This window comes from Burkholderia sp. F1 (assembly GCF_050813845.1).
Taxonomy (GTDB): domain Bacteria; phylum Pseudomonadota; class Gammaproteobacteria; order Burkholderiales; family Burkholderiaceae; genus Burkholderia; species Burkholderia ubonensis.
In genome coordinates this window covers 2,133,653-2,157,820 of record NZ_CP172422.1, presented here as the reverse complement: position 1 = coordinate 2,157,820, position 24,168 = coordinate 2,133,653, and the positions used below count along the sequence as shown (strand labels likewise).

The following is a 24,168-nucleotide window of genomic DNA, read 5'->3' as shown; positions in this document are numbered from 1 at the left end:
TGGGGCAATGCCGGATAGACACGCTTGAGCGCAGGTCAACTGCGCGATCCGCTGCGCGACGCGGCGGGCACGCCCGTGTCGGCCGACAGGATGCGCTGCATCTCGTCGCGGACGATGCCGCGGCAGCCGCACGCCATCCGGTCGAGGCCCGGCAGATCCGCGAGCACGATCGAGCTGCGATACTGGCGGATCAGCCCGAGCTTCTGGATTTCGCCCGCGGCGTCCGTGACGGTCTCGCGCCGCACGCCGAGCATCTGCGCGAGCATGCTGTGCGTGACCTGGATCTCGATGCTGCGCGAGCGGTCGTACGCGAGCAGGAACCATCTGCATAACTGATGTTTCAGCACGTGGTGCCGGCTGCAGAACGTGATCTGCGACACCTGCGCGAACAGCAGCCGCAGGCACACGAACAGCAGATGGCGAAGCACCGGGGACGCGTCGAACGCGGCGGCGAACGCGCGCCGGTCGAGCCGGTACGCGAAGCCGTCGCGGCAGGCGACGGCGCGGCACGGCATCGTGCCGTTGCCGCCGATCACGTCGTCGCAGACGACGCCTTCGCTGCCGATCTGCGCGACTTCGAGCGTCATCCCGCCGGACGACACATATTGCAGCGACACCGCGGTCGTCACCGGAAGATAGACGGCGGCGAACGTTTCGCCGGGCTCGCAGAGCACCTGGCCCGATTTCACGTGGACCAGCTGCAGGTGGCTCGCCAGCGCGGCGCGGTCTTCGCGGTCGAGCGCGGCAAGGAACCGGTTGGCGTCGAAGCTGGGCGACAGCTCGATCATGCCGCTGGCCGGGGCGGCGGCTTCATTTGCCTGATGTATCACGGCGCATCCTCGTATGGTTGCGATCGCGTGTCGGCGCGGCGGCCGTCGCGAATCGAGGCATCACGCGCGTCGCACGGCGTTATGGAGATATTCGAATGCCGATGGCGGTTAAAACGCTAGCACGCTGCCGATTCCGGTCAATTGCATCGCGCGTCATTTCACAAAGTTTAAAGATTTGAACCGGGCGACGATTATTGGATTCTCTGAATTTAATCATGACGAAATCGAATGTCCGCGGATGCTGGTATCCGGCCGTGGTTTTGGAGTCAATCCGCATGGGGCTGCATTTCACGAGAATTCGACCGGTGGTGGATTTAAATATTATTTGACAATTGACTGCCGTACGCTCCCGGTTCTCAATCGAATCATGGGGATAGGCGAGAAATGTGCGGCGGCTGACATTGGCCGGGGCGGGCGCGACGACTCATTTTTGAGACAGTTCCGAAGGCGAGACATGGCAGCGTACGGCCGGCGAGCGCGATCGCCACGACTGCCGAAACAATCGTCGTGCCAGTGTAAGTATTTGAAATGACAGCGCGGTCGACGGTCGCCGGCGGCGCGTATGCGCGCGGTCGAAATGTTCAGTCGAATCCGCCGCGGTGTCCGTTCGATGTCGCAGTGTCCAAAAATGCGACGCTTTTCGTCTTCCGCAAGCGGGTTTTCATGCCTGATAAATGCGTCGTGATTTAGATATTAAGGATGGACGGGAATTGGCACGTAAATCGCTTATTGGGATGGCGTGCCGAAAAAAACGGGGCAGACGATTGAAACCCGGCTTCGGCGGCGGGCAGTCGGCCGGAATGAACGGTTGTGGGCCGCAACCGGGCCGGCTCCCGAATGCGCATGACGAAAACGAATTCCGTGCACGCGGTTTCAGGCGGCGCGGGCAGAATGGGATACAGACATGCTTCATCTTCAATCGAGCCATTCGGCGAACGCGATTCTCGACGCACTGCCGGACGACAGCCTCCGCGCCCTCGCGCCGCATCTCGAACTGGTCAGGCTCAAGCCCGGCGAGCTCGGCCGGGTAGGCGAGCCGGCGCGTCACATGCACTTTCCGACGACCGCGATGCTGTCCGTGCTGCACCTGATGGAGGACGGCGCGATGGTCGAGGTCGCCGTGGTCGGCAGCGAGGGGCTCGTCGGACTGTCGGGGCTGATCGGCGGCAACGCGGTGTCGAACCGCTTCGAGGTGCGCATCGGCGGGATGGCGTACCGCGTGCCGACCTGCGTGATGCGCTCGGAATTCGAACGTTCGCCGGCGACCTACCGGCTGCTGCTTAACTATTGCCAGGCGGTGATGGCGCAGATCTCGCGCAGCGCGCTGTGCAACCGGCATCACTCGGTCAGCGAGCAGCTGAGCCGCTGGCTGCTGCTCGCGCACGATCGCGTCGAGGGCGACGAGCTGGCCGTCACGCAGCAGACGATCGCCAACATGCTCGGCGTCCGGCGCGAAGGCGTGACCGAGGCGGCCGGGTATCTGCAGGAGGCGGGCCTGATCCGGCAGCGGCGCGGGCGCATCACGCTGCTCGATCGCGACGGGCTGGAGCAGCACGCATGCGAATGCTACGACCTGATTCGCGCGGAATACCGCAAGCTGCTCGGCGCGCGCGCAAGCGCAGGCGCAACGCCATTCCGCGTGCCGCTGCCGGAAGCGCGCGGCGCACGTCCGGTGCACGGTGCATGACGATGCAGGCGGCGCAAGAGGGCGCGCAACGGCGCGCGCAGGGGAGCGCGCTGGCCATGCGGCGCGCGGCGGTGACGGCGGTCGACGTCGCGCTGGTGCTGATGGGCGCGCTGATCGCGCAGGCATGGGCGGGGCTCGCGTGGCGCGATCTCGCGGATGCGCAGCGCGGCGCGATCGCATTGCTGTGCGCGCTGACGCTGCTGCTGTTGCCGCGCGGCGCGCGCGCGGCCGGCGACGGCGGCTGGTCCGCGCTGTCGCGGATCGTGGTCGCCAGCGCGTGCGCGAGCCTGCTGACGGTCGCGGGCGCGACGTGGATCATGAATCGCGGCGCGACGATGTCGACGCGCTGGATCGCGCGCACGGTGCTCGCGGGCGACGCGGCGCTGTTGCTCGGCAGGGCCGCGATGCTGGCGATCGCGCGGCGGCGCGGCGACGCGCGCGGGCGGCCGCGCCGCGTCGCGCTCGTCGGCGCGACCGCCTACGGCCGTGCGGCGCTGGACCGGATGCGGCTGGCGCCGCAGCCTTCATACGTGGCCGTCTGCGTGTTCGACGAGGCCGACGCCGCGCGCAAGGAGCGCGACATCGGCGGCGTGCCGGTGATCGGCGACTGGGAGGAGTTGCGCGGGCGGATACGCGCCGGCCTGATCGACGAAGTGTGGCTGACGCTGCCGATGTCGCACGAGCGGCGCATCCAGCGCATCGTGCGCGAGCTGCGCGACGAGTTCGTCGAAGTGCGGCTGCTGCCCGACGTGCGTCACGTCGCGGTCGTCGACCGCTCCGCGACCGACGTGCTCGGGATGCCGGCGATCAACCTCGCGACGACCCCGCGATCCGCGCCGGAACTGTGGGCGAAGTTCGCGTTCGACCGCGCGTTCGCGCTGGCGGTGCTGGTTCCGCTGCTGCCGGTGCTCGCGGCGCTGGCGGTGGCGGTCAAGCTGTCGTCGCCGGGGCCCGTGCTGTTCCGGCAGCGCCGCAAGGGCGTCGACGGCCGCGAATTCGACATCCTCAAGTTCCGGACGATGCGCGTGCACCGGCAGCAGCCGGGCGTCGTGCGGCAGGCGTCGCGCCACGACGCGCGCATCACGCCGGTCGGCGCGTTCCTGCGGCGCACGTCGCTGGACGAGCTGCCGCAGTTCTTCAACGTGCTGTTCGGGCAGATGTCGGTCGTCGGGCCACGCCCGCATGCGATCGAGCACGACGATTTCTACCGGCGGCTCGTCGACGGCTACATGTACCGCTACCGCGTGCGGCCGGGCATCACGGGCTGGGCGCAGGTCAACGGCTATCGCGGCGAAACGCGCAAGGTCGAGGCGATGGCCGCGCGCGTGAAGTTCGACCTGTTCTACATGCAGAACTGGAGCTTCTGGTTCGACATCAAGATCATCCTGCTGACGATCGTGCGCGGCTTCGTCGGGCGCAATGCGTTTTGAGCAGCGCGTGCGCGGCGATGTGTTCCGGCCGAACGCGCTTGTGCGGTCGAACGCACGGATCGCGCGCCGCGCGGCGCACACACTGACGGCACAGCAAACCGCATCCCGTTCGCCGCGGGATGCCCGGCGGCGTGCAGTCGCGTCGCCGCCATCGGGGCAGTCACGATCATGTCAACGTCGATTCGGGAACGGGAAGGGGCGCACGCGGCGTCGGAGGCGCGCATGCCGCGGGCGGTCGCCGCGTCCGCGCGGATCGCGCAGGCGCGCGCGCTTGCGATCAACGGCAAGTTCACGTCGCAGCGGATGACGGGCGTGCAGCGCGTTGCCTACGAACTGACCGCCGAACTCGCGCGGCTCGCGGGCGCCGACGACGCGCCGCCGGTCGTCGTGCCGTCCGTTCACGATTCGACCGCGCTGCCGGCCTGCGCGCGCCGGCAGGTCGCGCCCGGCCTGCGCGGCACGCTCTGGGAGCAATGGACGCTGCCGCGCGCGACGCGCGGGCGGACGCTGCTGAGCCTGTGCAACGTCGGCCCGCTGATGAAGCGCGACCAGGTGCTGCTGATTCACGACGCGGCGATCTTCGATCTGCCCGTAGGCTATTCGCTCGCGTTTCGCGTCTGGTATCGGATCGCGTTCGCGATCCTGAAGCGCCGCGCGCGGCACATCGTCACCGTGTCGCATTTCTCTCGCGCGCGCCTCGCCGCCCGGCTTGGCGTGTCGCCCGCACGCGTGTCGGTCGTGCCCGGCGCGGTCGACCACATCGACCGGATCGACGCCGATCCCGGCGTGCTCGCGCGGCTGCAGCTCGAACGCGACGGCTACGTGCTGTTCGTCGGTTCGCTCGCGCCGGGCAAGAATCTCGGGCGGGCGCTCGAAGCGATCGGCCGGTTGCGCCGGTCGCATCCGGCGATGCGCTTCGTGATTGCCGGCGGCGCGAACGCGAAGATCTTCGGCGACGCGAGCGCCGCACAGTGCGCCGACGATCCGTGCGTGACCTGGGCCGGATACGTGACCGACGGCGAGCTGAAGGCGCTGTATGAGGCGGCCGGCTGTTTCGTGTTCCCGTCGCTTTACGAAGGCTTCGGCCTGCCGCCGCTCGAGGCGATGCGCAGCGGCTGCCCCGTGATCGTCTCGCGCGAGGGCGCGTTGCCGGAGGTGTGCGGCGGCGCGGCGCTGTTCTGCGACGCGTACGACGCAGCCGACATCGCCGCGACGATCGCGCGCGTGATGGACGACGCCGGGCTGCGCGCACGCCTGCGCGAGCGCGGCACCGAGCATGCGCGCAGCTTCAGCTGGCAGGCATCCGCTCACGCGCTGCTCGGCATCGTGCGCCGCAGCGAATGAACGCCGCTCGGCATCGAAGTATCCGGCGGCGCGTCGCAACGCCGGCCGCATCCCGATTCATTGGCAGTCCATGACAATTCGATCGGAAGCCGGCGTGGACGATGCCCGCGGCCGTCAACCTGCCGCCGCCGATGCGTCGGCATGCGGCGCGCCGGGAGCGGTCTCCTGCGGCTGCGCATCCGGCGCGACGGTCATGCTGGACGGCGCGACGGCGTGCTGGATCGTCGGCACGACCATCGTCGGAAAGAGGGCCGCGAGCGCGACCCAGATGATGACGCCGAAAACCATGGCTGCCTCCCGCGTGTCAAGCAAAGGGCGCGTGCGATCTGTCCCGGTCGTCCCACTCTACGGCGCAGTTTTATGCAGGGGATTGATCGATCTCAAGCCGCCGTGCGTCAGACGATTGCGCTTCGCCTGTCATCGGGTTGACGATAGACGGTCAGATTTCCGTCAAACGGGGTTCCTACACTCGCAGTGTCAAAGATGCGCGAGCGCGACGACGAGACTCGCGCGTCGACACCGGAGCCGGCGATGGCATGCAACGATGAGGACGAGCGCGAACTGCGGCATGTCGCGACCATGATCGACGAGCTGTCCCGCGTCGAGATTGGCGACCGGCCGGTCGCCACGACCTCGGTGATGCACCCTGCGTATTGGCGCGCGCGCCTCGACGCGATCCGCGCGCGGGTGCGTGCGGGCAGCCGGGCGGCAACGCTGGCGCAGATGCTGTGCGATCGTCTCGACGAACTGGAACGAAGGCAATGGCGCGACGGTCCGCGCGGAAAGCGCAAACGTTAGCGTGTCTGGTGTGGTCGGCATGTGCGTCGGACGACCCGCATCGCGCTTATCGAATGCGGGGTGAAACGTGTACGGCGACAAGCATATCGTCGGCCAGTCCGGTGTCGTGGAAAGCACTTACTGTTCCGCGGAAATCATTCCCGTCAAACTGCGCAGCACGGTTCGCGCCGTCACTTTCGTGCCAGAAGGCACGGCGCGACATTCGTCACGAGGAGCTCGTCAAGATGCTGACCCCGCACGAATTTTCCACGCTGCTGCTGGTCGCTCACGCACCGCAGCATGTCGATTGCTTCAGTCCCGATTTCGATGCGCTCGTCGCGCAGTCGTTTGTCGAACTCGTCTCCGATGCGCCGGGCGAAGCTCCCCATCCGGCGTTGACGCCGCAGGGCTGCGGCCTGCTGGCGCGCATCGGCGTCGACACGTCCCGCCATCCGTCGACGGGCGGGCAGGGCGCGAGTCGCGAAGTCCGCCGGCTCGCCGCGCGCAGCGCGGCGCAGCAATGCGAAACGATTTCGCGTCGGTCCCCGCTTTTTGCGAACGAAGCCCGCTCCCGTTTCGCGTGAGGTCGGTCAACACGCGCGTGCGCATTGGGTTTATGCTGCGTCGGAAGCGTCCGGCGATGGTTGCGATCGGACGCTGAAGCGGGCAGGTGGAACCCGGACAAGGAGAACGACGATGGCGCTCGACGAACGCGAATGGCAAACCCTGCATCGACGGTTGACCGAGTGCGAGCAGACGCTGCGCGCGGAGATTCGCGCGAGCGAACACCAGCGCGCGTCGGAGTCGTATGCGGACCTGGCCGGCGCAGCGCCCGACGAGGGCGACGAAGCGAACGCCGATCTGTTCGTCGATGTCGATCATGCGCTGATCGGCATGAAGCTGGCGGAGTTGCGCGCGGTTGCGCGCGCATTGCAGCGGATGCGTGACGGCAGCTACGGCGATTGCGTGGACTGCGACGCGCCCGTCGACTACGAACGCCTGCTCGCGCGGCCGACCGCGGAGCGCTGCGCCCATTGCCAGAAGCTGCACGAGCGGCGGTACGCGACGGGCACACGCGCGTCGCTCTGACGCCGCGCCTCGTCCACGCGCCGGCGCACGCCGGCGCAACCGGGGGACGCGATGCGGGAAGTCGACTATCTGGCGATCGGCGGCGGGATCGCGTGCGCGACGGCCGTGCAGACGTTGCGCCGCGAAGACGACGCGGCCACCATCGCGATGCTGTGCGGCGAGCCGGTGCCGCCATACCGCCGTCCGCCGCTCACGAAACTGCCGAACGTCGGCGATGGCGCGACAGGCATCATCCTGCACGACGCGGCGTTCTACGAGCAGCAGCGGATCGCGCTGCTGCTCGGCGCGCGCGCGACGCACGTCGACCGGCATGCACGCATCGTGCGCACCGATACGCAGGGCGAATTCCACTACGTGAAGCTGCTGATCGCGACCGGCACGTCGCCGCGTTTGCCGTCGCTGCCGGGCCTCGAGCTCGGCGGTGTCCATTGCCTGCATACGCTGGCCGACATGCTGGCGCTGCAGCGCGACGCCGCGCACGCGCAGCGGGTCGTGATCCTGGGCGCGGGCTTCATCGGCGTCGAGGTCGCCGCGGCGCTGCAGGCGCGCGGCGTGCACGTGACGCTGATCGAGCGCGAGCCCGACGTGATGCCGATGCTGCGGGCGCCCGTGCTGTCGCGCTTCTTCGCGGCGTGCTGCGCGGCGCGCGGCATCGCGGTGCGAACCGGCTGCGAATTGCGTGCGCTGATCGGCGACGGCCGCGTCGAAGCGGCGCAGACGAGCGACGGCGCGACCTTGCCGTGCGACCTCGTGCTCATAGCGATCGGCGTGACGCCGAACTGCGATTTCCTCGCGGACAGCGGCCTGCCGATCGGCGACGGCATCGAGGTCGACGCGTTCCTGCACACCGCCGATCCGCACATCTACGCGGCGGGGGACGTCGCGAATTTCCCCGATCCGGTCTTCGGCGTGCGGCGCCGCATCGAGCATTGGGACAACGCGATGCGGCAGGGCAGGATCGCCGCGCACAACATGGCCGGGCGGCCGGTGCCGTATCGCGACGTGTCGATCTTCTTCGGCGACGTGTTCGGCCTGACCTACAACTTTCTCGGCGACCCGCGCGGCGCGACGGAGACGATCGAGCGCGGCACGCTCGGCGACGGCCCGTATGCTTTGCTGTACCTGAAGGATGACGCGCTGCGCGCGGCGTTCGCGGTCGCGCAGCCGCCCGCGAGCATCGCGTCGCTGGCCGATGCGATCTCGATGCGGCTCGACCTGAAGGCGGAGCGGGGACGCCTGCAGGATGTCCGTTTCCCGCTCGACCGGCTGCCGGTGCAGACGCTGCTGATCCTGCAGGGCGGCGGCGCGCTCGGCGCGTTCGAATGCGGCGTCGCGCGGGCGCTCGACGAGCACGGCATCCGGCCGGACGTGGTGTCGGCCGTGTCGATCGGCGCGTTCAACGGCGCGATCATCGCGAGCCATCCGAAGGCGCCGTCGCGCGCGCTCGACGCGTTCTGGCGCGAGCTGGCGATTCCGCTGCCGTCGACGGGCGACCCGCGCTGGCAGCAGATGCTGCTGTCCGCCTATGTGTTCTGGTTCGGGGTGCCCAATTTCCTCGAGCCGCGCTGGTGGAATCCGCTGAACGGCCTCGACTGGCTCTACGGCCGCGGGACGAGCCTGTACGACGCGCGCCCGATCGTCAAGCTGATCGATAAGTATGTCGATTTCGCGTCGCTCGGTTCGAGCCCGACGCGCCTCCTGATCAGCGCGGTCGACGTGAAAAGCGGCGAGCCGCGCATCTTCGACAGCTACGTCGACCGGCTGACGCCCGAGCATCTGCTGGCGAGCGGCAGCCTGCCGCCGGGCATCCCGTGGACGAAGCTCGACGGGCATGCGTACTGGGACGGCGGCATCGTCAGCAATTCGCCGCTCGATCTGGTCGTCGAGCGCTGCGGCCGGATCGGCGGGCGGATCTTCATCGTCGACCTGTTCACCGGCAGCAAGCGGATGCCGGAGAACCTCGTCGAAGTGATGTTGCGGCGCGAGGAGATCAGCTACATGGACCGCGTGCGCAGCGACCTGCGTTTCGAGGAATACGCGAATGACTTCAGCGATCTCGTCGGCAACATCATGACGCACGTCGAGGAGCCGGCCGCCAGCGCGATCCGGCAACTGCCGCTCTACATCCGGCTGATGGGCAACCGCGCGCCGATCCGCGTCGAGCGGATCGCGCTGCAGCGCACCGGACCGGTGTCATTCGTCACCGACTACGATTTCTCCGCCACGACGATCGCCGAGCTGCAGGCGCGCGGCTATGCGGCCGCGGTCAAGGCGCTGGCCGATCGCGACGCGGCCTGACGGCGCGGCGCACGAATCGATCCCGGCGGTAACGCAACTGCGCCGCCTCGGTCCATACTGAAGGTGTCGTGCCGGACGCGGTGCGGGCCGATCGTCGCGCCGTCGGCCGGCGGGCGTCGCCGCCCGCGTTCCGGCACGACCGTTGCATGTGAAGGGGCGGTGCACGCCGTGCGGCGCACGTGCGTTCGGCCGGCCTTCTGCACGGACGGCGCCGCGGGCGTAGGATGGGGTCGGGCGCCCGGCGTTCGTCGTGAACGCGCCGGGCGGGCAGGCGCCGCCGCATGGCGCGCGGCGCGATCCACGTGGAAGGAGCCGCGCCGATCATGTCGATCCACAATGCCGAGTGCGCGGCGGTGTTCGCCGAGATTGCCGACATGCTCGAAATCCAGGGCGCCAATCCGTTCCGGGTGCGCGCGTACCGCAACGCCGCGCGCACGATCGCCGATTACGGTCGCGACATTCCGACGATGGTCGCGCACGGCGAAGACCTCGGCCGGATTCCGTCGATCGGCGTCGACCTCGCAGCGAAGCTGCGCGAGATCGCCGCGACGGGCACCTGCGAGCTGCAGCAGACGCTGCGCCGCGCGCTGCCGGCCGCGATCGTCGAGCTGCTCGACGTGCCGGGGCTCGGCGCGAAACGCGTGAAGGCGCTGCATGACGGGCTGCACGTCGATACGCTCGAACAGCTGAAGGCCGCGGCGAAAGCCGGACGCGTGCGCGAACTGCCGGGCTTCGGCGCGAAATCCGAAGCGCACCTGCTCGAAGCGATCGACGCGCGCCTCAATCACGCGCAGCAGCGTTTCCTGCTGCCGTTCGCCGAACAGTGCCTGACGCCGCTGCTCGAACGCCTGCGAGCGGTGCCGGGCGTCGGCGACACGGTGCCGGCCGGCAGCTTCCGGCGCCGGCGCGAAACCGTCGGCGACCTCGACATCCTCGTGATCGCACGCGATCCGGGCGCGGTCACCGACGCGTTCATCGGCTACGCGGAAGTCGAGCGCGTGCTCGCGAGCGGCGCGACGCGTTCGAGCGTCGTGCTGCGCAGCGGCATCCAGGTCGATCTGCGCGTCGTCGACGCGGACGCATTCGGCGCGGCGCTCGTCTACTTCACGGGGTCGAAGGTGCACAACATCGCGCTGCGCCGCATCGCGCAGGCAGGCGGCCTGAAGATCAACGAGTACGGCGTGTTCCGCGACGACGAACGGATCGCCGGCGCGACCGAAGCATCGGTCTACGAGTCGATCGGGTTGCGCTGGGTGCCGCCCGAGCTGCGCGAGGATCGCGGCGAGATCGATGCGTCGCGCGTCGGCCGCCTGCCGGCGCTGGTCGAGCGCGGGCAATTGCGCGGCGACCTGCATGCGCATGCAGGCCCATCGGATGGCAAGGACGGCCAGGACGGCCTGCGGGCGATGGCGGAGGCCGCCCGCGCGCGCGGGCTCGCGTATCTGGCGATCACCGATCCGGCGCGGCGGCCCGGCGAGCGCCGGCTCGACGGCGGGCGGCTCGCGCGGCGGCTTGACGACATCGACCGCGTCAACGCGTCGTACGACGATTTCGTGCTGCTGAAGGGCGTCGAAGCCGGCATTCTCGAAGACGGCAGCCTCGACGTGCCGGACGACATGCTCGGCCGGCTCGATCTCGTGGTCGGCGTAGTGCGCGACGCGCTCGACCTGCCGCGCGCCGCGCAGACCGACCGCGTGCTGCGGGCGATGGACCATCCGCATTTCACGATCCTCGCGCATCCGACCGGCCGCGTGCTCGGCGAGACCGACGGGTGCGACCTCGACGTGCCGCGCGTGATCGAGCATGCGCGTGCACGCGGCTGCTTCCTCGAACTCGATGCGCAGCCGCAGCGGCTCGACCTCGCGGACATCTGGTGCCGCGAGGCCGCGCAGGCCGGCGTGCTGGTGTCGATCGGCTCGGACGCGCAGTGCGCCGACGAACTGGACGATCTCGGCCTGGGCGTCGATCAGGCGCGGCGCGGCTGGCTGACGCGGGCCGACGTGCTCAACACGCGGACGCTCGCGCAGCTGCGGCCGCTGCTCGCGCGCACGATGGGCGCGAGCAGCGCATCGGCGCCGCGCCGCGCGAAGGGGGGCTGATGGCTGACGGCGACAGCGTGCTGCTGACCGACCTCTACGAACTCACGATGTTGCAGGCGTACTTCGACGCCGCGATGAACGACGTCGCGAGCTTCGAGTTCTTCGTGCGCGCGCTGCCGCCGCAGCGCAACTTCCTGATGGCGGCGGGGCTCGCGCCCGTGCTCGACTACCTGGAGCGCGCGCGCTTCACCGACGCCGACATCGCGGGCCTCGCGCGGACCGGGCGCTTTCGCGCCGACTTTCTCGCGTCGCTCGCGGACTGGCGGTTTACCGGCACGGTGCACGCGATGCCCGAAGGCACGGTGTGCTTCGCCGACGAGCCGATGCTGCGGATCACCGCGCCGCTGCGCGAGGCGCAGCTCGTCGAAAGCCGCGTGATGAACCTGCTGCACTACGCAACGCTCGCGGCCAGCAAGGCGGCGCGCTCGGTGCTCGCGGCGCCCGGGCGCCTGCTCGTCGATTTCGGGCTGCGCCGCGCGCACGGCGCGGAGGCGGGCCTGCTGTCCGCGCGGGCGAGCTACCTCGCGGGCTTCTCCGGAACGGCGACGGTGCTGGCCGGGATCGCGTACGGCATTCCGACATTCGGCACGATGGCGCATTCGTATGTGCAGGCGCACGGCGACGAGGCGCAGGCGTTCGCGCATTTCGCGCGCTCGCAGCCGGACAACGCGGTGCTGCTGATCGATACCTACGATGTGGAGCAGGCCGCGCAGACGGTCGTGGAGACCGCGCGCCTGCTGGCGCCGGAGGGAATCGCGATCAAGGGCGTGCGTCTCGACAGCGGCGATCTCGTGATGCACGCGCGGCGCGTGCGCGAGATTCTCGACCGCGGCGGGCTCGCGAACGTGACGATCTTCGCGAGCGGCAATCTCGACGAATACGGGCTGCAGGACCTGCTGGCGCGCGGCGCGCCGATCGACGGCTTCGGCATCGGCACGCGGATGAACACCTCGTCCGACGCGCCGTCGCTCGACTGCGCGTACAAGCTCGTCGAATATGCAGGGGTGCCGCGCCGCAAGCGCTCGGAAGGCAAGGCGACATGGCCGGGCCGCAAGCAGGTGTTCCGGCGGCACGGCGCAAACGGGCGGATCGACGCCGACTGCCTGGCGTTGGACGGCGACGCGCAGCCGGGCGCGGCGCTGCTGCAGCCGGTCATGATCGACGGGGCGCGGCTGGTATTGCCGTCGCTCGACGCAAGCCGCGCGCATGCGGCCCGCCAGCTTGCGATGCTGCCCGAGCGCACGCGTGTGCTGACGGCGGCGGAGCCGGTCGCCGTCGGCATTTCAGCGGGGCTGGCCGCGCTCGTGAAGCGGATGGACGACGGCACGGCATGAGGGCGCGCATCCGGGGCGCCCGGGCGCGGGCCGGGTCACGCCAGCATGCGCTCCGCGGGGGCGTAAGGCAGGTCGAGCGCGCGTGCGACCGCTTCGTAGGTGATCTGTCCGTCGCAGACGTTCAGGCCGGCGCGCAGGTGCGCGTCGTCGGCCATCGCGCGCTTCCAGCCCTTGTCGGCGAGCGCGAGCGCATGGCCGATCGTCGCGTTGTTGAGCGCGAACGTCGACGTGCGCGCAACCGCGCCGGGCATGTTCGCGACGCAATAGTGGACGACGCCGTCGACCACGTAGGTCGGCTTCGTATGCGTCGTCGCGTGCGACGTCTCGAAGCAGCCGCCCTGGTCGATCGCGACGTCGACGACCACCGCGCCGGCGCGCATCCGCGCGATCATGTCGCGCGTCACGAGCCGCGGCGCCGATGCGCCCGGCACGAGCACGGCGCCGATCACGACGTCCGCGTCGCACACCGCTTCCTCGATCGTCTGCGCGTTCGAGCAGACCGTGCCGATCCGGTTGCCGAACACCAGGTCGAGCTGCCGCAGGCGGCCGACGTTGTTGTCGAGCACCGTGACCCGCGCGCCCATGCCGACCGCCATCTGCAGCGCGCCCGTGCCGACCACGCCGGCGCCGAGCACGACGACGTGCGCGGCCGGCACGCCGGGCACGCCCGCCATGAGCAGGCCCATCCCGCCGCGCGGGCTCTCGAGATGGGTTGCCGCGACCTGGATCGACATGCGTCCGGCGACCTCGCTCATCGGCGCGAGCAGGGGCAGGCCGCCGCCGGGGCCGGTCACGGTCTCGTACGCGATGCACACCGCGCCGGACTTGACGAGCGCCGCCGCCTGTTCCGGATCGGGGGCGAGATGCAGGTACGTATAGAGGATCTGGCCGCGCCGCAGCATCGCGCATTCGGCCGGCTGAGGCTCCTTGACCTTGATGATCATGTCGGCTTGCGCGAACACCTCGGCCGCGCCGTCGCACAGCGTCGCGCCGGCCGCCGAATAGTGTTCGTCGTGCAGCCCGATCGCCGTGCCGGCGCTGCGCTGCACCAGAACCCGATGCCCATGACGGGTCAGTTCGCGGGTGCCGGCCGGCGTGAGCCCGACACGGTATTCATGGTTCTTGATCTCCTTCGGCACTCCGATCAGCATGGGTCACCTCCACGGGCCTTCGTTATATGTGCTCCACGGCGGCCTGCGCGGCCGGCCGCGTTCGTCCGCGCGCACGGCGCTGCGTGCGCGTCGACGTGTCCCGGCGCGGCGGCCTGTCGTGACGGCCTGTCGTGACGGCGCTATGCGGTCTTCGCGACCGGGTCCGCCCGTTCCGCCGGCGCCGCGTGCTCGGGGCGCTGTTCCGTGGGCTGGATGCCCGCGCCGAACCACGGCACGTCGGCCACGAGCGACTCGGCGTAGCGGGTCCAGCCGCGCGGATTGCCGGCGAACAGCTTCGCGCAGACCGGCGCGGCGAGCGCGTCGCGATCGAGCTGCGCATCGAGCAGCTGCTGCGGCCACAGGCAGAAGGCGTGCAGCACGGCGCTCGCGAATTCGCGCACCGTCATGTGATCGAACACGTGTTCGAGCAGCGGCAGATCGGCAAGCATCGGCCGCGTCGCGATCAACGCGCCGATGGTGGCGTCGTCGCGCTCGCTTTCGAGCAGGCAACTGAGCATTCGCATCACGCTGCCGAGATGCAGCAGCAGCGCGCGGCGTTCGAGGGCTTCGTTCATGAAACATTTCCTCCGGCAGGGGGTATGAGCGGTTTCGCGTTCACGCCTCGACTGCAGTCCTGGAATAAAAGGGTAGTAGCGCCCGGATGGAAGTCAAGCGGCGGGCACGCATGACCGCATCGGCGCGGAGGCTGGCGACGCCGCGACCGGACGCCGCAATGCACGGCGCGCGCGATTTCGGTATCGTCATACGCTTCGCGGATTGCACGCCGCGCCGGATCGGGGGCCGGCGAACCACCCCGACACAAGGAGACGATTTCACCATGACCGCTGCGTATTTCATCGTGCCGACGCTGTGCGCGATCGCGCTGATCCACGTCTATTGGGCATGCGGCGGCCGAGCGGGCAAACTGGCGGCGATTCCCGAGCTCGACGGCGAGCCGGTGCTGCAGCCGAGTGTCGCCGGCACGTTCGCGGTGGCGGCGGCGCTGCTCGCCGGCGCCGGGGTGATCGCCGCGCGGGCCGGCTGGCTGGGGGCGAGCCTGCATGCGAGCGCGGTCGCGTTCGCGACCGTTGCGCTCGCGCTGATCTTCGCGGTGCGGGCGATCGGCGACTTCCGCTACGTGGGTTTCTTCAAGCACATCCGCGGATCACGGTTCGCGCGGCTGGATACGCTGTGCTATTCGCCGCTGTGCGCGGCGTTGTCGCTGTCGATCGCGTCGATGTTCTGGATACGCTGACCGTTGCGGCGCGTGCCGTTTGCTGCGGTGCGGCAGCGGCGTTCGTCCGGCGTGACGCGGCTCGCGGCCGCGCGGCGGTTCAGGCGGCGGGAGCGTCGAGCGACAGGAACTCGGCAGGCACCGCGTCGGTGAGCCACACGTCGTTCTCGGCCACGAAGAACCTGAAGCCGCGCGCGTGCATGCGCTGCGCGTCGATCGCCAGCACCGCCGGCTTGCCGTAGCGCGTGCCGACCGCGATGGCCGTCGTCACGTCCCGGGACAGATGCACGTGATGGCGCGTGCCGACCTTCAGCCCTTGTTCGCGAATGGAGTCGAGAAAGCGCGTGGCGGTGCCGTGATAGAGCACGTCGGGCGGGCACTGCTGCGGGTATTGCCGCCGCACGGCCGGCGTCGCGTGGCCTTGCACCGCGCGAATGCGCCGGCCGTCGCCGGATAGCGCGAAGCGCTTCTTGTCGTTGTTGGCGACGACAGCGAGGATCGTCACCCGATCGAGGGCGCGCCCGTCGCGGGACGCGCCGGCGATGAGCGCATCGAGATCGGCCCAGCCTTCCGGGTCGAGCTGCAGGCCGATTGCCTGCGGCGCGTGACGGAGGATGTAGCTCAGGTATTTGCTGGTCTCGTCGAGAGTCTTCTTGGTATCGGTATTCATATCGGGACGGAAGCCTACCGGATTTCGACGGATGGCCGTCTTGCGCCGGCCGTCAGCCTGCAATTTTCCTCATCCTTGCGCCTCCCGCACCTGAAGCGCTGCGATTGTTGCATTTTTCAATCCAATGAATTGCGTTAAAACACTTTTAAATGGAACCGGTTCCATTTATGATTCGCCGGATCGTCGATTCAGGCCGCCGAGAGGGTCGCGTTTCCCGGTATTGCCGTTGGCGGAACCGGCGACTAGGTTGAAATGGCCATGACGGCGGCAGGTCGAATCCGGTCCGGCAGGCGCGGATTCGTCTGACGACAAGGCCCGCAAGAGGTCGTGACGCTTTGGAGTCCGATGGAACTGGCCGAAAGCGGCTGCATGGCGGCGGGGCGTTGCGCGCTGCGCGAATCCGCCGACGGCATCAAGGTAATTCGTAACACGAAATAAAAGGGCAGCCGGGCGTATTGCGGCCCGGCGCGACCCGGCCGTCGCGCGCGACACATGCTGTTTGCGCGTGTTCGAAGCGCTGTCCCCAACATCATCATCCGACCATGTCCACGCCACCCGACAAACCCAATTCGCGCCGTCACTTTCTGCGCTCGTCGGTCGCGCTCGTGCCGATCGCGTCGCTCGCCGGCTGCGACCTGCGGCCGTCGTCGACCACCGCGACCACGGCCGGCGGCGCGAGCGCCGCATCGGCCGACGCCGCGCAAGCGCCGTACAAGCCGACTTTCTTCGATGCCAGGGAGTGGGCGTTCGTCCAGGCCGCCGTCGACCGGCTGATTCCCGCCGACGCCGAAGGCCCCGGCGCGCTCGAGGCCGGCGTGCCCGAATTCATCGACCGCCAGATGGAAACGCCTTACGCGCACGGCGCGCTGTGGTACATGCAGGGGCCGTTCCAGCAGGGCGTGCCGGAGCTCGGCTACCAGCTGAAGCTCGTGCCGCGCGACGTGTACCGGCTCGGCATCGCGGCGGTCGACCGTTTCTGCGCGAAGACGCACGGCAAGGCGTTCGCGGATCTCGACGCGACGACGCGCGACGCGGTGCTCGGCGCGCTCGAAAAGAGCAGCGCGCAGATCGATGACGTGCCGCCCGCGGTGTTCTTCGGGCAATTGCTGCAGAACACGCGCGAAGGCTACTTCTGCGATCCGGTCCACGGCGGCAATCGCGGGATGGCCGCGTGGAAGATGATCGGCTTTCCCGGCGCGCGCGCGGACTTCATGGATTTCGTCAACCAGAACGGCAAGCCGTATCCGTACGGGCCGGTTTCGATCAACGGGGAGCGTACCTGATGGCCGCAGAGAAGAAACCGCATGTCGACGCGGTCATCGTCGGCTTCGGCTGGACCGGCGCGATTCTCGCGAAGGAACTGACCGAAGCGGGCCTGAAGGTGGTCGCGCTCGAGCGCGGCGAGTATCGCGACACGTATCCGGACGGCGCGTATCCGAACACGATCGACGAGCTGACCTACAACATCCGCAAGAAGCTGTTCCTCGACCTGTCGAAGACCACCGTGTCGATCCGCCACGGCGTGCAGGACACGGCGCTGCCGTACCGCCAGCTCGCGGCGTTCCTGCCGGGCGAGGGCGTCGGCGGCGCGGGGCTGCACTGGTCGGGCGTGCACTTTCGCATCGCGCCGGAAGAGCTGCGGCTGCGCAGCCACTACGAAGAGCGCTACGGCAAGAAGTTCATCCCGGAAGGGATGACGATCCAGGATACGGGCGTCAGCTACGACGAACTCGAGCCGTACTTCGATTTCGCCGAGAAGGTGTTCGGCACGTCGGGGCAGGCGTACAAGGTCAACGGCAAGGTGGTCGGCGACGGCAACGTGTTCGACGCGCACCGCAGCGACAACTTCCCGCTGCCCGCGCAGCTCAACACGTATTCGGCGCAGCGCTTCTTCGACGCGGCGAAATCGCTCGGGCTGCATCCGTACCGGCTGCCGTCCGCGAACACGTCGGGGCCGTACACGAACCCGTACGGCGTGCAGATGGGCCCGTGCAACTTCTGCGGCTACTGCAGCGGCTACGCGTGCTACATGTACTCGAAGGCGTCGCCGAACCTGAACATCCTGCCCGCGCTGAAGCAGGTGCCGAACTTCGAGCTGCGCTCGAAGTGCCACGTGCTGCGCGTCGATCTCGACGACACGAAGAAGCGCGCGACGGGCGTCACCTACATCGACCCGGCCGGCCGTGAAGTGCACCAGCCGGCCGATCTCGTGATCCTCGCCGCGTTCCAGTATCACAACGTGCACCTGCTGCTGCTGTCGGGCATCGGCAAGCCGTACGACCCGATCTCGGGCGAAGGCGTCGTGGGCCGCAATTTCGCGTACCAGAACCTGTCGACGATCAAGGCGTTCTTCGACAAGGACACCTACACGAACCCGTTCATCGGCGCGGGCGGCAACGGCGTCGCGGTCGACGACTTCAACGCGGACAACTTCGACCACGGCCCGCTCGGCTTCGTCGGCGGTTCGCCGCTGTGGGTCAACCAGGCCGGCGTGAAGCCGATCAGCGGCATCGCGACGCCGCCCGGCACGCCGCAGTGGGGTGCCGCGTGGAAGAAGGCGGTCAAGGACAACTATGCGCACACGGTGTCGATGGACGCGCACGGCACGAACATGTCGTACCGCGACGTGTATCTCGACCTCGATCCGACCTATCGCGACTCGTACGGCCAGCCGCTGTTGCGGATGACGTTCGACTGGAAGGACAACGACATCAGGATGGCGCAGTACGTGACCGGCCAGATGAAGAAGATCGCCGAGGCGATGGGGCCGAAGGCGATCGGCGTGTCGACGCGCGAGTTCGGCAAGCACTTCGATTCGCGCCAGTACCAGACGACCCACCTCGTCGGCGGCGCGGTGATGGGCACCGATCCGAAGACGAGCGTGCTGAATCGCTATCTGCAGAGCTGGGACGTGCACAACGTGTTCGTGATGGGGGCGTCGGCGCTGCCGCAGGGCATCGGCTACAACCCGACCGGGATCATCGCGGCGCTGGCCTACTGGTCGGCGCGCGCGATCCGCGAGCAATACCTGAAAAACCCCGCTCCGCTGGTGACCGTATGAAGAGAACAACGACAGACAACGCCGCGCGCCGCACGGCGCGCGCGCTGGCGACCGGCGCGGCCTGGCTGGGGTTCGGCCTGGCGAGCGGGGCGGCCGTCGCGCAACCGGCGGCCGTGCCTGCGGCGGCCGCTTCGGCGGCGGTCGCGCCCGCGCCGCACGCCGCGGACGCGCTCGTCGCGCGCGGCGCGTACCTGGCCCGCGCCGGCGACTGCGTTGCGTGCCACACGGCGAGCGGCGGCAAGCCGTTCGCGGGCGGGCTGAAGTTCGACACGCCGATCGGCGCGATCTATTCGACCAACATCACGCCCGACCCGAAGACGGGCCTCGGCGGCTGGACACTGGAAGAGTTCGATCGCGCGCTGCGGGCGGGCGTACGCAAGAACGGCGACACGCTGTATCCGGCGATGCCGTTTCCGTCGTATGCGCGCCTCACCGACGACGACGTGAAGGCGCTCTACGCGTACTTCATGCACGGCGTCGCGCCGGTGCAGCAGGAGAACCGCGCAGTCGACATCGTGTGGCCGCTGTCGATGCGCTGGCCGCTCGCGTTCTGGCGCAGGCTGTTCGCGCCGGTGCCGAAGCCGTTCGAAGCGGCGCCGTACCCCGATCCGGTCCTCGCGCGCGGCGCGTACCTCGTGCAGGGGCTCGGCCACTGCGGCGCGTGCCACACGCCGCGCGCGCCGACGATGCAGGAGCGCGGGCTGACCGACGCGGACGGCCCGGACTTCCTGGCCGGCGGCGCGGCGATCGACGGCTGGGTGCCGACGAGCCTGCGCGGCGAGCCGCGCACCGGGTTCGGCGCGTGGACGGAAGCGGAAATCGTGCAGTTCCTGAAGACCGGCCGCACGGAGCGCACCGCGGCGTTCGGCGGGATGACGGACGTGGTCGGCCACAGCATGCAGCACCTGACCGACGACGACCTCACGGCGATCGCGCGCTACCTGAAGACGCTGCCGCCGAAGGTGCAGGGCGAGACGCCATACGCGTACGACGCGGCGGCCGCGCACGCGCTGCAGAGCGGCGACGCCAGCAAGCCGGGCGCGGCGGTCTACCGCGACAACTGCATGGCCTGCCATCGCAGCGACGGCCGCGGCTATACACGGGTGTTCCCGGCACTCGGCGGCAACCCGGTCCTGCAGGGCGACGATCCGACTTCGGTGATCCACGTCGTGCTGGCGGGCAGCGCGCTGAAGGGCACGCACACCGCGCCGTCTACGTTCACGATGCCGCCGTTCGGCTGGCGCCTGTCGGATCAGGAAGTCGCGGACGTCGCGAACTTCGTGCGCACGAGCTGGGGCAATACGGGCTCGCCCGTCACCGCGGCGCAGGTCGCGAAGGTGCGCAAGGCTACGCCGGGCACGCGGCCGGAGCCGCCGCCGGGCGCGCGCTATCCGCAAGCCGCGCGCTGAGCGGGCGCCCGCGACGGGCCGTGGCGCCAGCCGCGCCCGTCGCGTCCGCGGCCGGCATCGTGCCGAATCGCCGCGGATTGTCTCCCCAATTCCCCGACATTCCCCCGCGTCGCGTCGCCGCCCGTGAATTTTTCGCGGCGGCGCGCCATTTTCCCCATCTCATCCCTTATCCTTGAACCTTACTAAACGGTTACACATACGAGGGAGAGGGGATGCCACATGACGTCAGCCTGATTGCTTTGCTCGCGGCCGGTTTCGGTCTCGCGATGGCCTTCGGTTATCTCGCGTCGCTGCTGAAAATGCCGCCGCTGGTCGGCTACCTGCTCGCCGGGATCGTGATCGGCCCCGGCACGCCGGGCTTCGTCGGCGATCTGTCGCTCGCGCAGCAGCTCGCCGAGGTCGGCGTGATGCTGCTGATGTTCGGGGTCGGGCTGCATTTCTCGCTCGGCGACCTGCTCGCGGTGCGCAAGATCGCGCTGCCCGGCGCGATCGTGCAGATCTCGGTGGCCACCGTGCTCGGCGGCGGGCTCGCGCTGCTGTGGGGCTGGAGCTTCGGCGCGGCGCTCGTGTTCGGTCTCGCATTGTCGGTCGCGAGCACGGTCGTGCTGCTGCGCGCGCTGGAGGGCCGGGGGCTCGTCGAGTCCGTGAACGGGCGCATCGCGGTCGGCTGGCTGGTCGTCGAGGATCTCGTGATGGTGCTCGTGCTCGTGTTGCTGCCGCCCGTCGCCGGGCTGCTCGGCGGCACGCCGCCCGGCGACGCGCATGCGGGCGGCGGCAGCGTGTGGGGCACGCTTGGCGTCACGATGCTGAAGGTCGCCGCGTTCATCGCGCTGATGCTCGTGGTCGGCAAGCGGGTGTTTCCGCGCATCCTGTGGCTCGTCGCCCGCACGGGCTCGCGTGAACTGTTCACGCTGTGCATGATCGCCGCGGCGGTCGGCATCGCGTTCGGCGCGGCCAAGCTGTTCGACGTGTCGTTCGCGCTCGGCGCGTTCTTCGCCGGGATGATGATGCGCGAATCCGAGTTCAGCCGGCGCGCGGCCGACGAGACGCTGCCGCTGCGCGATGCGTTCTCCGTGCTGTTCTTCATCTCGGTCGGCATGCTGTTCGACCCGCAGGTGCTGCTCGACGAGCCGCTGCACGTGATCGAGGTCGCGGCGATCGTGCTGGTCGGCAAGACGCTCGCGGCGGTCGCGCTGGTGCTCGCGTTCCGCTATCCGCTCAATACGGCGCTGACGGTCGGCGCGGGGCTTGCGCAGATCGGCGAATTCTCGTTCATCCTGGCCGGTCTCGGCCGCGCGCTCGGGCTGCTGTCGGCGGAAGGGCAAAGCCTGATCCTCGCGGTCGCGCTGATCTCGATCGCGCTGAATACGCTCCTGTTCGCGATGATCGATCCGGCGCTCGCATGGATTCGCCAGCATTCCGCGTTCGCGCGGCGGCTCGAGGCGCGCGACGATCCGCTCGCCGCGCTGCCGATGTCCACGCCGCGGACGCACCTGACCGGGCAGGTCGTGATCGTCGGCTACGGCAAGGTCGGCGCGCGGATCGCGCAGGCGCTCGACGAGCGCGGGATCGCCTGCGTGGTGGTCGAGCAGAATCGCGAGATCGTCGAAAAGCTGCGCGCCGACGGCGTCGCGGCGGTGTCGGGCGATGCGATCGAGCCGATCGTGCTCGTGCAGGCGCACATCGCGCGAGCGGGGATGCTGGTCGTCACGCTGCCGGACGTGTTCGACGTGCGGCAGATCGTCGAGATCTCGCGCACGCTCAATCCGTCGCTCGAGGTCGTGCTGTGCACGAACAGCGGCGACGAAGCGGCGCTGCTCGCGAGCGAGGGCGTCGGCACGGTGTTCATGGGCGAGACGGAGCTCGCCCGCGGGATGATCGAGCACGTGCTCGGCAGGATGACGAAGCCGGCCGTGGCCGCGCACGCGCATTGACGGCGGGCGGCGGCCCGCTCAGTAGAAGGTATCGAGCGTCAGCTCCTGCGCCATCACGCGATTCCCGGCCAGCAGGCCGCCGTCGACCGGTAGCGCCACGCCCGTGATGATCCGCGCGGCCGGCGAGCACAGAAACAGCGCGGCCTGCGCGACGTCGTCGGGCGTCGCGAAATCGTCGAGCGGATACCACTTCCTCAATTGCTCGAACACCTGCGGGTTGCGCTGCACGCGCGCTTCCCACGCGGGCGTCTTCACCGTGCCGGGCAGCACGACGTTCGCACGCACGCCGTCGCGGCCGAACTCGATCGCGAGCGACTTCGCATAGCTGATCAGCCCCGCCTTCGCGGCGCTGTACGCGGGGTGGCCGAGCGCGTGGACGCCGTTCACCGAGCCGATGATCGCGATCGCGCCGCGCCGGCGCGCGCGCATGCCGGGCAGCACGGCCTCGACGCTCACGTAGGTCGCGGTCAGGTTCGCGTCGAGATCCGTGCGCCATGACGCGGGCGTCGTTTCGCGCAGCGTCCCCGACGCGGCGGTGCCCGCGTTCGCGACGAGCACGTCGACGGCCGGATGCGCTTCGAGCAGCCTGCGCAGCCGCTCGGGATCGCCCAGGTCATCGACGATCGGCATCGCGCGCGGCTCGCCGAGCGCATCGACGAACCGGTCGAGCGCCGTACGGTCGCGGTCGAGCGCGAGCACATGGTCGCCGGCGGCGAGGAAGGTCCGGCACAGCGCCTGGCCGATGCCGCCGGCGGCGCCCGTGACGAGGGTGGTGCGTGTCATGTCGGCTCCTTGCGTTACAAGCCGAGCGCCGCGCGCGCCTGCTTTTCGTTGTCGCGCGTGATCAGCGTGCCGGATGTCAGCACGAGCGGCGGCGGCGCCTGGTTTTTCGTGATCCAGTCATACATGTTGACCGCCGTGTCGTAGCCGTGCTGCCGCGGGTTCAGCAGGATCGATCCGTAGAAGCCGGTCGGCTTCGGTTTCGCGAACTCGTTCAGCGCGACCTGGCTGCCGTTGATGCCGACCGCGACCAGCGCGTGCGCGCCGATCCCGCGCCCTTCGGCCGCGCGCACCGCGCCCACCGTCGTGTCGTCGTTCGAGCCGAACGCGACCCAGCGCCTGAAGTTCGGGTGCTTGGTGAGCGCGATGTTCGCCGCGTTGAATGCGCCTTCCGTGTCGGCCGTCATCTCGGGCGCATCGATCACGTTCGCGGCGGGAAAGCCCGCCGCCTTCAGCGCGTCGACGGCGCCCGTCGTGCGTTCGCGCGCGGTCGGCAACTGGTCGTACGCGAGGCGGATGATGCCGACCTCGGCGGGGTTCCAGCCGCGCCGCTTCGTCTCGGCGGCGATCGCCTGGCCGACCTGCTGGCCGATCTTGTACGCGGAGATGCCCATGTGCGGCACGCCCGCGAGCGGCGCGCCGCGGCCGTCGACGAGCTGGTCGTCGACCGACATCAGCTTCATCCCCGCGCGCTTCGCCTTTGCGGCGATCCCGGGGCCGAGCTTCACGTCGGGCGCGCACAGGATCACGCCCTGCGCCTTCTGCGCGGCGAGGCTGTCGAGCGCGGTCGACACCTTCTCGCCGCTCGGCGCGGCAATCCTGATCAGCGTGAAGTGCTTGTCCTTCGCCGCCTGCTCGGCGAAGCGCCACTCGTCCTGGAACCACGGATCGTCGGGCTGCTTCACGAGGAAGCCGATCTTCACGTCGGCGGCGTCGGTGGAGCCGGCGGCCCGGGCGGGCGCGCCGCCGAACAGCGCGAGGCTCGTACAGGCCAGCACGAGCGTTTTCCAGCGGAATCGCATGCGTCTCTCCTTGTTGTAC

21 protein-coding genes are annotated in these 24,168 nt (G+C 69.3%); 14 read left to right on the top strand and 7 right to left on the bottom strand.

The genetic code is table 11. The annotated features are described in order from the left end of the window. Positions 1 to 35: 35 nt before the first annotated feature. Entirely contained in the window at positions 36 to 830 is a 795-nt protein-coding gene (locus ACFIMZ_RS28245; protein WP_431822765.1) for a Crp/Fnr family transcriptional regulator, read from the bottom strand. Between the two features lie 904 nt (positions 831 to 1,734). On the opposite strand from ACFIMZ_RS28245, the gene ACFIMZ_RS28240 reads away from it, so the two are divergent. From ACFIMZ_RS28240 to ACFIMZ_RS28230, 3 genes are all read left to right on the top strand, one after another. Continuing rightward, the gene (locus ACFIMZ_RS28240; protein ID WP_431822764.1) at positions 1,735 to 2,517 is read left to right on the top strand and encodes a Crp/Fnr family transcriptional regulator; all 783 of its coding nucleotides are present in this window, start codon (positions 1,735 to 1,737) and stop codon (positions 2,515 to 2,517) included. 56 nt (positions 2,518 to 2,573) lie between these two features. Then, positions 2,574 to 3,947 carry an undecaprenyl-phosphate glucose phosphotransferase gene (locus ACFIMZ_RS28235; protein ID WP_431825384.1) on the top strand — a complete coding sequence of 458 codons (1,374 nt, stop codon included), beginning with the start codon at positions 2,574 to 2,576 and terminating at the stop codon, positions 3,945 to 3,947. A gap of 168 nt (positions 3,948 to 4,115) precedes the next feature. Continuing rightward, complete coding sequence (locus tag ACFIMZ_RS28230; RefSeq protein WP_431822763.1) at positions 4,116 to 5,291, top strand: glycosyltransferase family 4 protein; 1,176 nt, start codon at positions 4,116 to 4,118, stop codon at positions 5,289 to 5,291. A gap of 114 nt (positions 5,292 to 5,405) precedes the next feature. Here the strand turns inward: ACFIMZ_RS28230 and ACFIMZ_RS28225 are convergent, their stop codons facing one another. Then, the gene (locus ACFIMZ_RS28225) at positions 5,406 to 5,579 is read right to left on the bottom strand and encodes a hypothetical protein (protein ID WP_431822762.1); all 174 of its coding nucleotides are present in this window, start codon (positions 5,577 to 5,579) and stop codon (positions 5,406 to 5,408) included. A 195-nt stretch (positions 5,580 to 5,774) separates the two neighbouring features. On the opposite strand from ACFIMZ_RS28225, the gene ACFIMZ_RS28220 reads away from it, so the two are divergent. From ACFIMZ_RS28220 to ACFIMZ_RS28195, 6 genes are all read left to right on the top strand, one after another. Beyond that, positions 5,775 to 6,089, top strand: coding sequence for a hypothetical protein (locus tag ACFIMZ_RS28220; RefSeq protein WP_431822761.1), 315 nt, complete (start codon positions 5,775 to 5,777; stop codon positions 6,087 to 6,089). A gap of 224 nt (positions 6,090 to 6,313) precedes the next feature. Continuing rightward, positions 6,314 to 6,652 carry a hypothetical protein gene (locus ACFIMZ_RS28215; RefSeq protein ID WP_431822760.1) on the top strand — a complete coding sequence of 113 codons (339 nt, stop codon included), beginning with the start codon at positions 6,314 to 6,316 and terminating at the stop codon, positions 6,650 to 6,652. 112 nt (positions 6,653 to 6,764) lie between these two features. Continuing rightward, on the top strand, positions 6,765 to 7,157 hold the full coding sequence (locus tag ACFIMZ_RS28210) for a TraR/DksA family transcriptional regulator (RefSeq protein ID WP_076474774.1): 393 nt from the start codon (positions 6,765 to 6,767) through the stop codon (positions 7,155 to 7,157). A 51-nt stretch (positions 7,158 to 7,208) separates the two neighbouring features. Further along, positions 7,209 to 9,455 carry an FAD-dependent oxidoreductase gene (locus ACFIMZ_RS28205; protein ID WP_431822759.1) on the top strand — a complete coding sequence of 749 codons (2,247 nt, stop codon included), beginning with the start codon at positions 7,209 to 7,211 and terminating at the stop codon, positions 9,453 to 9,455. Positions 9,456 to 9,778: 323 nt separating this feature from the next. Further along, positions 9,779 to 11,554 (top strand): DNA polymerase/3'-5' exonuclease PolX, encoded by a 1,776-nt coding sequence (polX, locus tag ACFIMZ_RS28200; RefSeq protein ID WP_431822758.1) that lies wholly within the window; start codon positions 9,779 to 9,781, stop codon positions 11,552 to 11,554. Then, positions 11,554 to 12,888, top strand: a complete 1,335-nt coding sequence (locus tag ACFIMZ_RS28195) for a nicotinate phosphoribosyltransferase (protein WP_431822757.1) — start codon at positions 11,554 to 11,556, stop codon at positions 12,886 to 12,888. The genes polX and ACFIMZ_RS28195 overlap by 1 nt, the downstream gene beginning before the upstream one ends. A 35-nt stretch (positions 12,889 to 12,923) precedes the next feature. On the opposite strand, the gene ald is transcribed toward ACFIMZ_RS28195, so the two are convergent. Together ald and ACFIMZ_RS28185 are read right to left on the bottom strand one after the other, a co-directional pair. Continuing rightward, a complete protein-coding gene (ald, locus tag ACFIMZ_RS28190; protein ID WP_431822756.1) occupies positions 12,924 to 14,039 on the bottom strand; it encodes an alanine dehydrogenase in 1,116 nt (371 codons plus the stop codon). Between the two features lie 140 nt (positions 14,040 to 14,179). Next, on the bottom strand, positions 14,180 to 14,614 hold the full coding sequence (locus ACFIMZ_RS28185) for a hypothetical protein (RefSeq protein WP_431822755.1): 435 nt from the start codon (positions 14,612 to 14,614) through the stop codon (positions 14,180 to 14,182). A 263-nt stretch (positions 14,615 to 14,877) separates the two neighbouring features. On the opposite strand from ACFIMZ_RS28185, the gene ACFIMZ_RS28180 reads away from it, so the two are divergent. Beyond that, the gene (locus ACFIMZ_RS28180) at positions 14,878 to 15,294 is read left to right on the top strand and encodes a DUF3995 domain-containing protein (protein WP_431822754.1); all 417 of its coding nucleotides are present in this window, start codon (positions 14,878 to 14,880) and stop codon (positions 15,292 to 15,294) included. 79 nt (positions 15,295 to 15,373) lie between these two features. On the opposite strand, the gene ACFIMZ_RS28175 is transcribed toward ACFIMZ_RS28180, so the two are convergent. Further along, entirely contained in the window at positions 15,374 to 15,943 is a 570-nt protein-coding gene (locus ACFIMZ_RS28175) for an RNA 2'-phosphotransferase (RefSeq protein WP_431822753.1), read from the bottom strand. Positions 15,944 to 16,485: 542 nt separating this feature from the next. On the opposite strand from ACFIMZ_RS28175, the gene ACFIMZ_RS28170 reads away from it, so the two are divergent. The 4 genes from ACFIMZ_RS28170 to ACFIMZ_RS28155 all read left to right on the top strand — a co-directional run bounded on the left by ACFIMZ_RS28170 (position 16,486) and on the right by ACFIMZ_RS28155 (position 22,347). After that, positions 16,486 to 17,226, top strand: a complete 741-nt coding sequence (locus ACFIMZ_RS28170) for a gluconate 2-dehydrogenase subunit 3 family protein (RefSeq protein WP_431822752.1) — start codon at positions 16,486 to 16,488, stop codon at positions 17,224 to 17,226. After that, positions 17,226 to 19,004: a GMC family oxidoreductase gene (locus ACFIMZ_RS28165; RefSeq protein WP_431822751.1), complete on the top strand. Its 1,779-nt coding sequence runs from the start codon at positions 17,226 to 17,228 to the stop codon at positions 19,002 to 19,004. Before ACFIMZ_RS28170 ends, ACFIMZ_RS28165 begins: the two co-directional genes overlap by 1 nt. Then, the gene (locus tag ACFIMZ_RS28160; protein ID WP_431822750.1) at positions 19,001 to 20,413 is read left to right on the top strand and encodes a c-type cytochrome; all 1,413 of its coding nucleotides are present in this window, start codon (positions 19,001 to 19,003) and stop codon (positions 20,411 to 20,413) included. The genes ACFIMZ_RS28165 and ACFIMZ_RS28160 overlap by 4 nt, the downstream gene beginning before the upstream one ends. Positions 20,414 to 20,625: 212 nt before the next feature. Next, on the top strand, positions 20,626 to 22,347 hold the full coding sequence (locus ACFIMZ_RS28155) for a cation:proton antiporter (RefSeq protein ID WP_431822749.1): 1,722 nt from the start codon (positions 20,626 to 20,628) through the stop codon (positions 22,345 to 22,347). 18 nt (positions 22,348 to 22,365) lie between these two features. On the opposite strand, the gene ACFIMZ_RS28150 is transcribed toward ACFIMZ_RS28155, so the two are convergent. Together ACFIMZ_RS28150 and ACFIMZ_RS28145 are read right to left on the bottom strand one after the other, a co-directional pair. Continuing rightward, positions 22,366 to 23,130 carry an SDR family oxidoreductase gene (locus ACFIMZ_RS28150; RefSeq protein WP_431822748.1) on the bottom strand — a complete coding sequence of 255 codons (765 nt, stop codon included), beginning with the start codon at positions 23,128 to 23,130 and terminating at the stop codon, positions 22,366 to 22,368. 14 nt (positions 23,131 to 23,144) lie between these two features. Next, the gene (locus ACFIMZ_RS28145) at positions 23,145 to 24,149 is read right to left on the bottom strand and encodes an arabinose ABC transporter substrate-binding protein (RefSeq protein WP_431822747.1); all 1,005 of its coding nucleotides are present in this window, start codon (positions 24,147 to 24,149) and stop codon (positions 23,145 to 23,147) included. Positions 24,150 to 24,168: the final 19 nt, after the last annotated feature.

Bases quoted from the DNA above. Each gene is read 5' to 3' on its own strand.
- ACFIMZ_RS28230 (WP_431822763.1), top strand. From the start codon at position 4,116: ATGTCAACGTCGATTCGGGAACGGGAAGGGGCGCACGCGGCGTCGGAG.
- ACFIMZ_RS28235 (WP_431825384.1), top strand. From the start codon at position 2,574: ATGCGGCGCGCGGCGGTGACGGCGGTCGACGTCGCGCTGGTGCTGATG.
- ACFIMZ_RS28180 (WP_431822754.1), top strand. From the start codon at position 14,878: ATGACCGCTGCGTATTTCATCGTGCCGACGCTGTGCGCGATCGCGCTG.
- ACFIMZ_RS28195 (WP_431822757.1), top strand. From the start codon at position 11,554: ATGGCTGACGGCGACAGCGTGCTGCTGACCGACCTCTACGAACTCACG.
- ald (WP_431822756.1), bottom strand. From the start codon at position 14,039: ATGCTGATCGGAGTGCCGAAGGAGATCAAGAACCATGAATACCGTGTC.
- ACFIMZ_RS28185 (WP_431822755.1), bottom strand. From the start codon at position 14,614: ATGAACGAAGCCCTCGAACGCCGCGCGCTGCTGCTGCATCTCGGCAGC.
- ACFIMZ_RS28210 (WP_076474774.1), top strand. From the start codon at position 6,765: ATGGCGCTCGACGAACGCGAATGGCAAACCCTGCATCGACGGTTGACC.
- ACFIMZ_RS28170 (WP_431822752.1), top strand. From the start codon at position 16,486: ATGTCCACGCCACCCGACAAACCCAATTCGCGCCGTCACTTTCTGCGC.
- ACFIMZ_RS28220 (WP_431822761.1), top strand. From the start codon at position 5,775: ATGCGCGAGCGCGACGACGAGACTCGCGCGTCGACACCGGAGCCGGCG.
- ACFIMZ_RS28160 (WP_431822750.1), top strand. From the start codon at position 19,001: ATGAAGAGAACAACGACAGACAACGCCGCGCGCCGCACGGCGCGCGCG.
- ACFIMZ_RS28240 (WP_431822764.1), top strand. From the start codon at position 1,735: ATGCTTCATCTTCAATCGAGCCATTCGGCGAACGCGATTCTCGACGCA.
- polX (WP_431822758.1), top strand. From the start codon at position 9,779: ATGTCGATCCACAATGCCGAGTGCGCGGCGGTGTTCGCCGAGATTGCC.
- ACFIMZ_RS28175 (WP_431822753.1), bottom strand. From the start codon at position 15,943: ATGAATACCGATACCAAGAAGACTCTCGACGAGACCAGCAAATACCTG.
- ACFIMZ_RS28150 (WP_431822748.1), bottom strand. From the start codon at position 23,130: ATGACACGCACCACCCTCGTCACGGGCGCCGCCGGCGGCATCGGCCAG.
- ACFIMZ_RS28165 (WP_431822751.1), top strand. From the start codon at position 17,226: ATGGCCGCAGAGAAGAAACCGCATGTCGACGCGGTCATCGTCGGCTTC.
- ACFIMZ_RS28225 (WP_431822762.1), bottom strand. From the start codon at position 5,579: ATGGTTTTCGGCGTCATCATCTGGGTCGCGCTCGCGGCCCTCTTTCCG.
- ACFIMZ_RS28155 (WP_431822749.1), top strand. From the start codon at position 20,626: ATGCCACATGACGTCAGCCTGATTGCTTTGCTCGCGGCCGGTTTCGGT.
- ACFIMZ_RS28205 (WP_431822759.1), top strand. From the start codon at position 7,209: ATGCGGGAAGTCGACTATCTGGCGATCGGCGGCGGGATCGCGTGCGCG.
- ACFIMZ_RS28215 (WP_431822760.1), top strand. From the start codon at position 6,314: ATGCTGACCCCGCACGAATTTTCCACGCTGCTGCTGGTCGCTCACGCA.
- ACFIMZ_RS28145 (WP_431822747.1), bottom strand. From the start codon at position 24,149: ATGCGATTCCGCTGGAAAACGCTCGTGCTGGCCTGTACGAGCCTCGCG.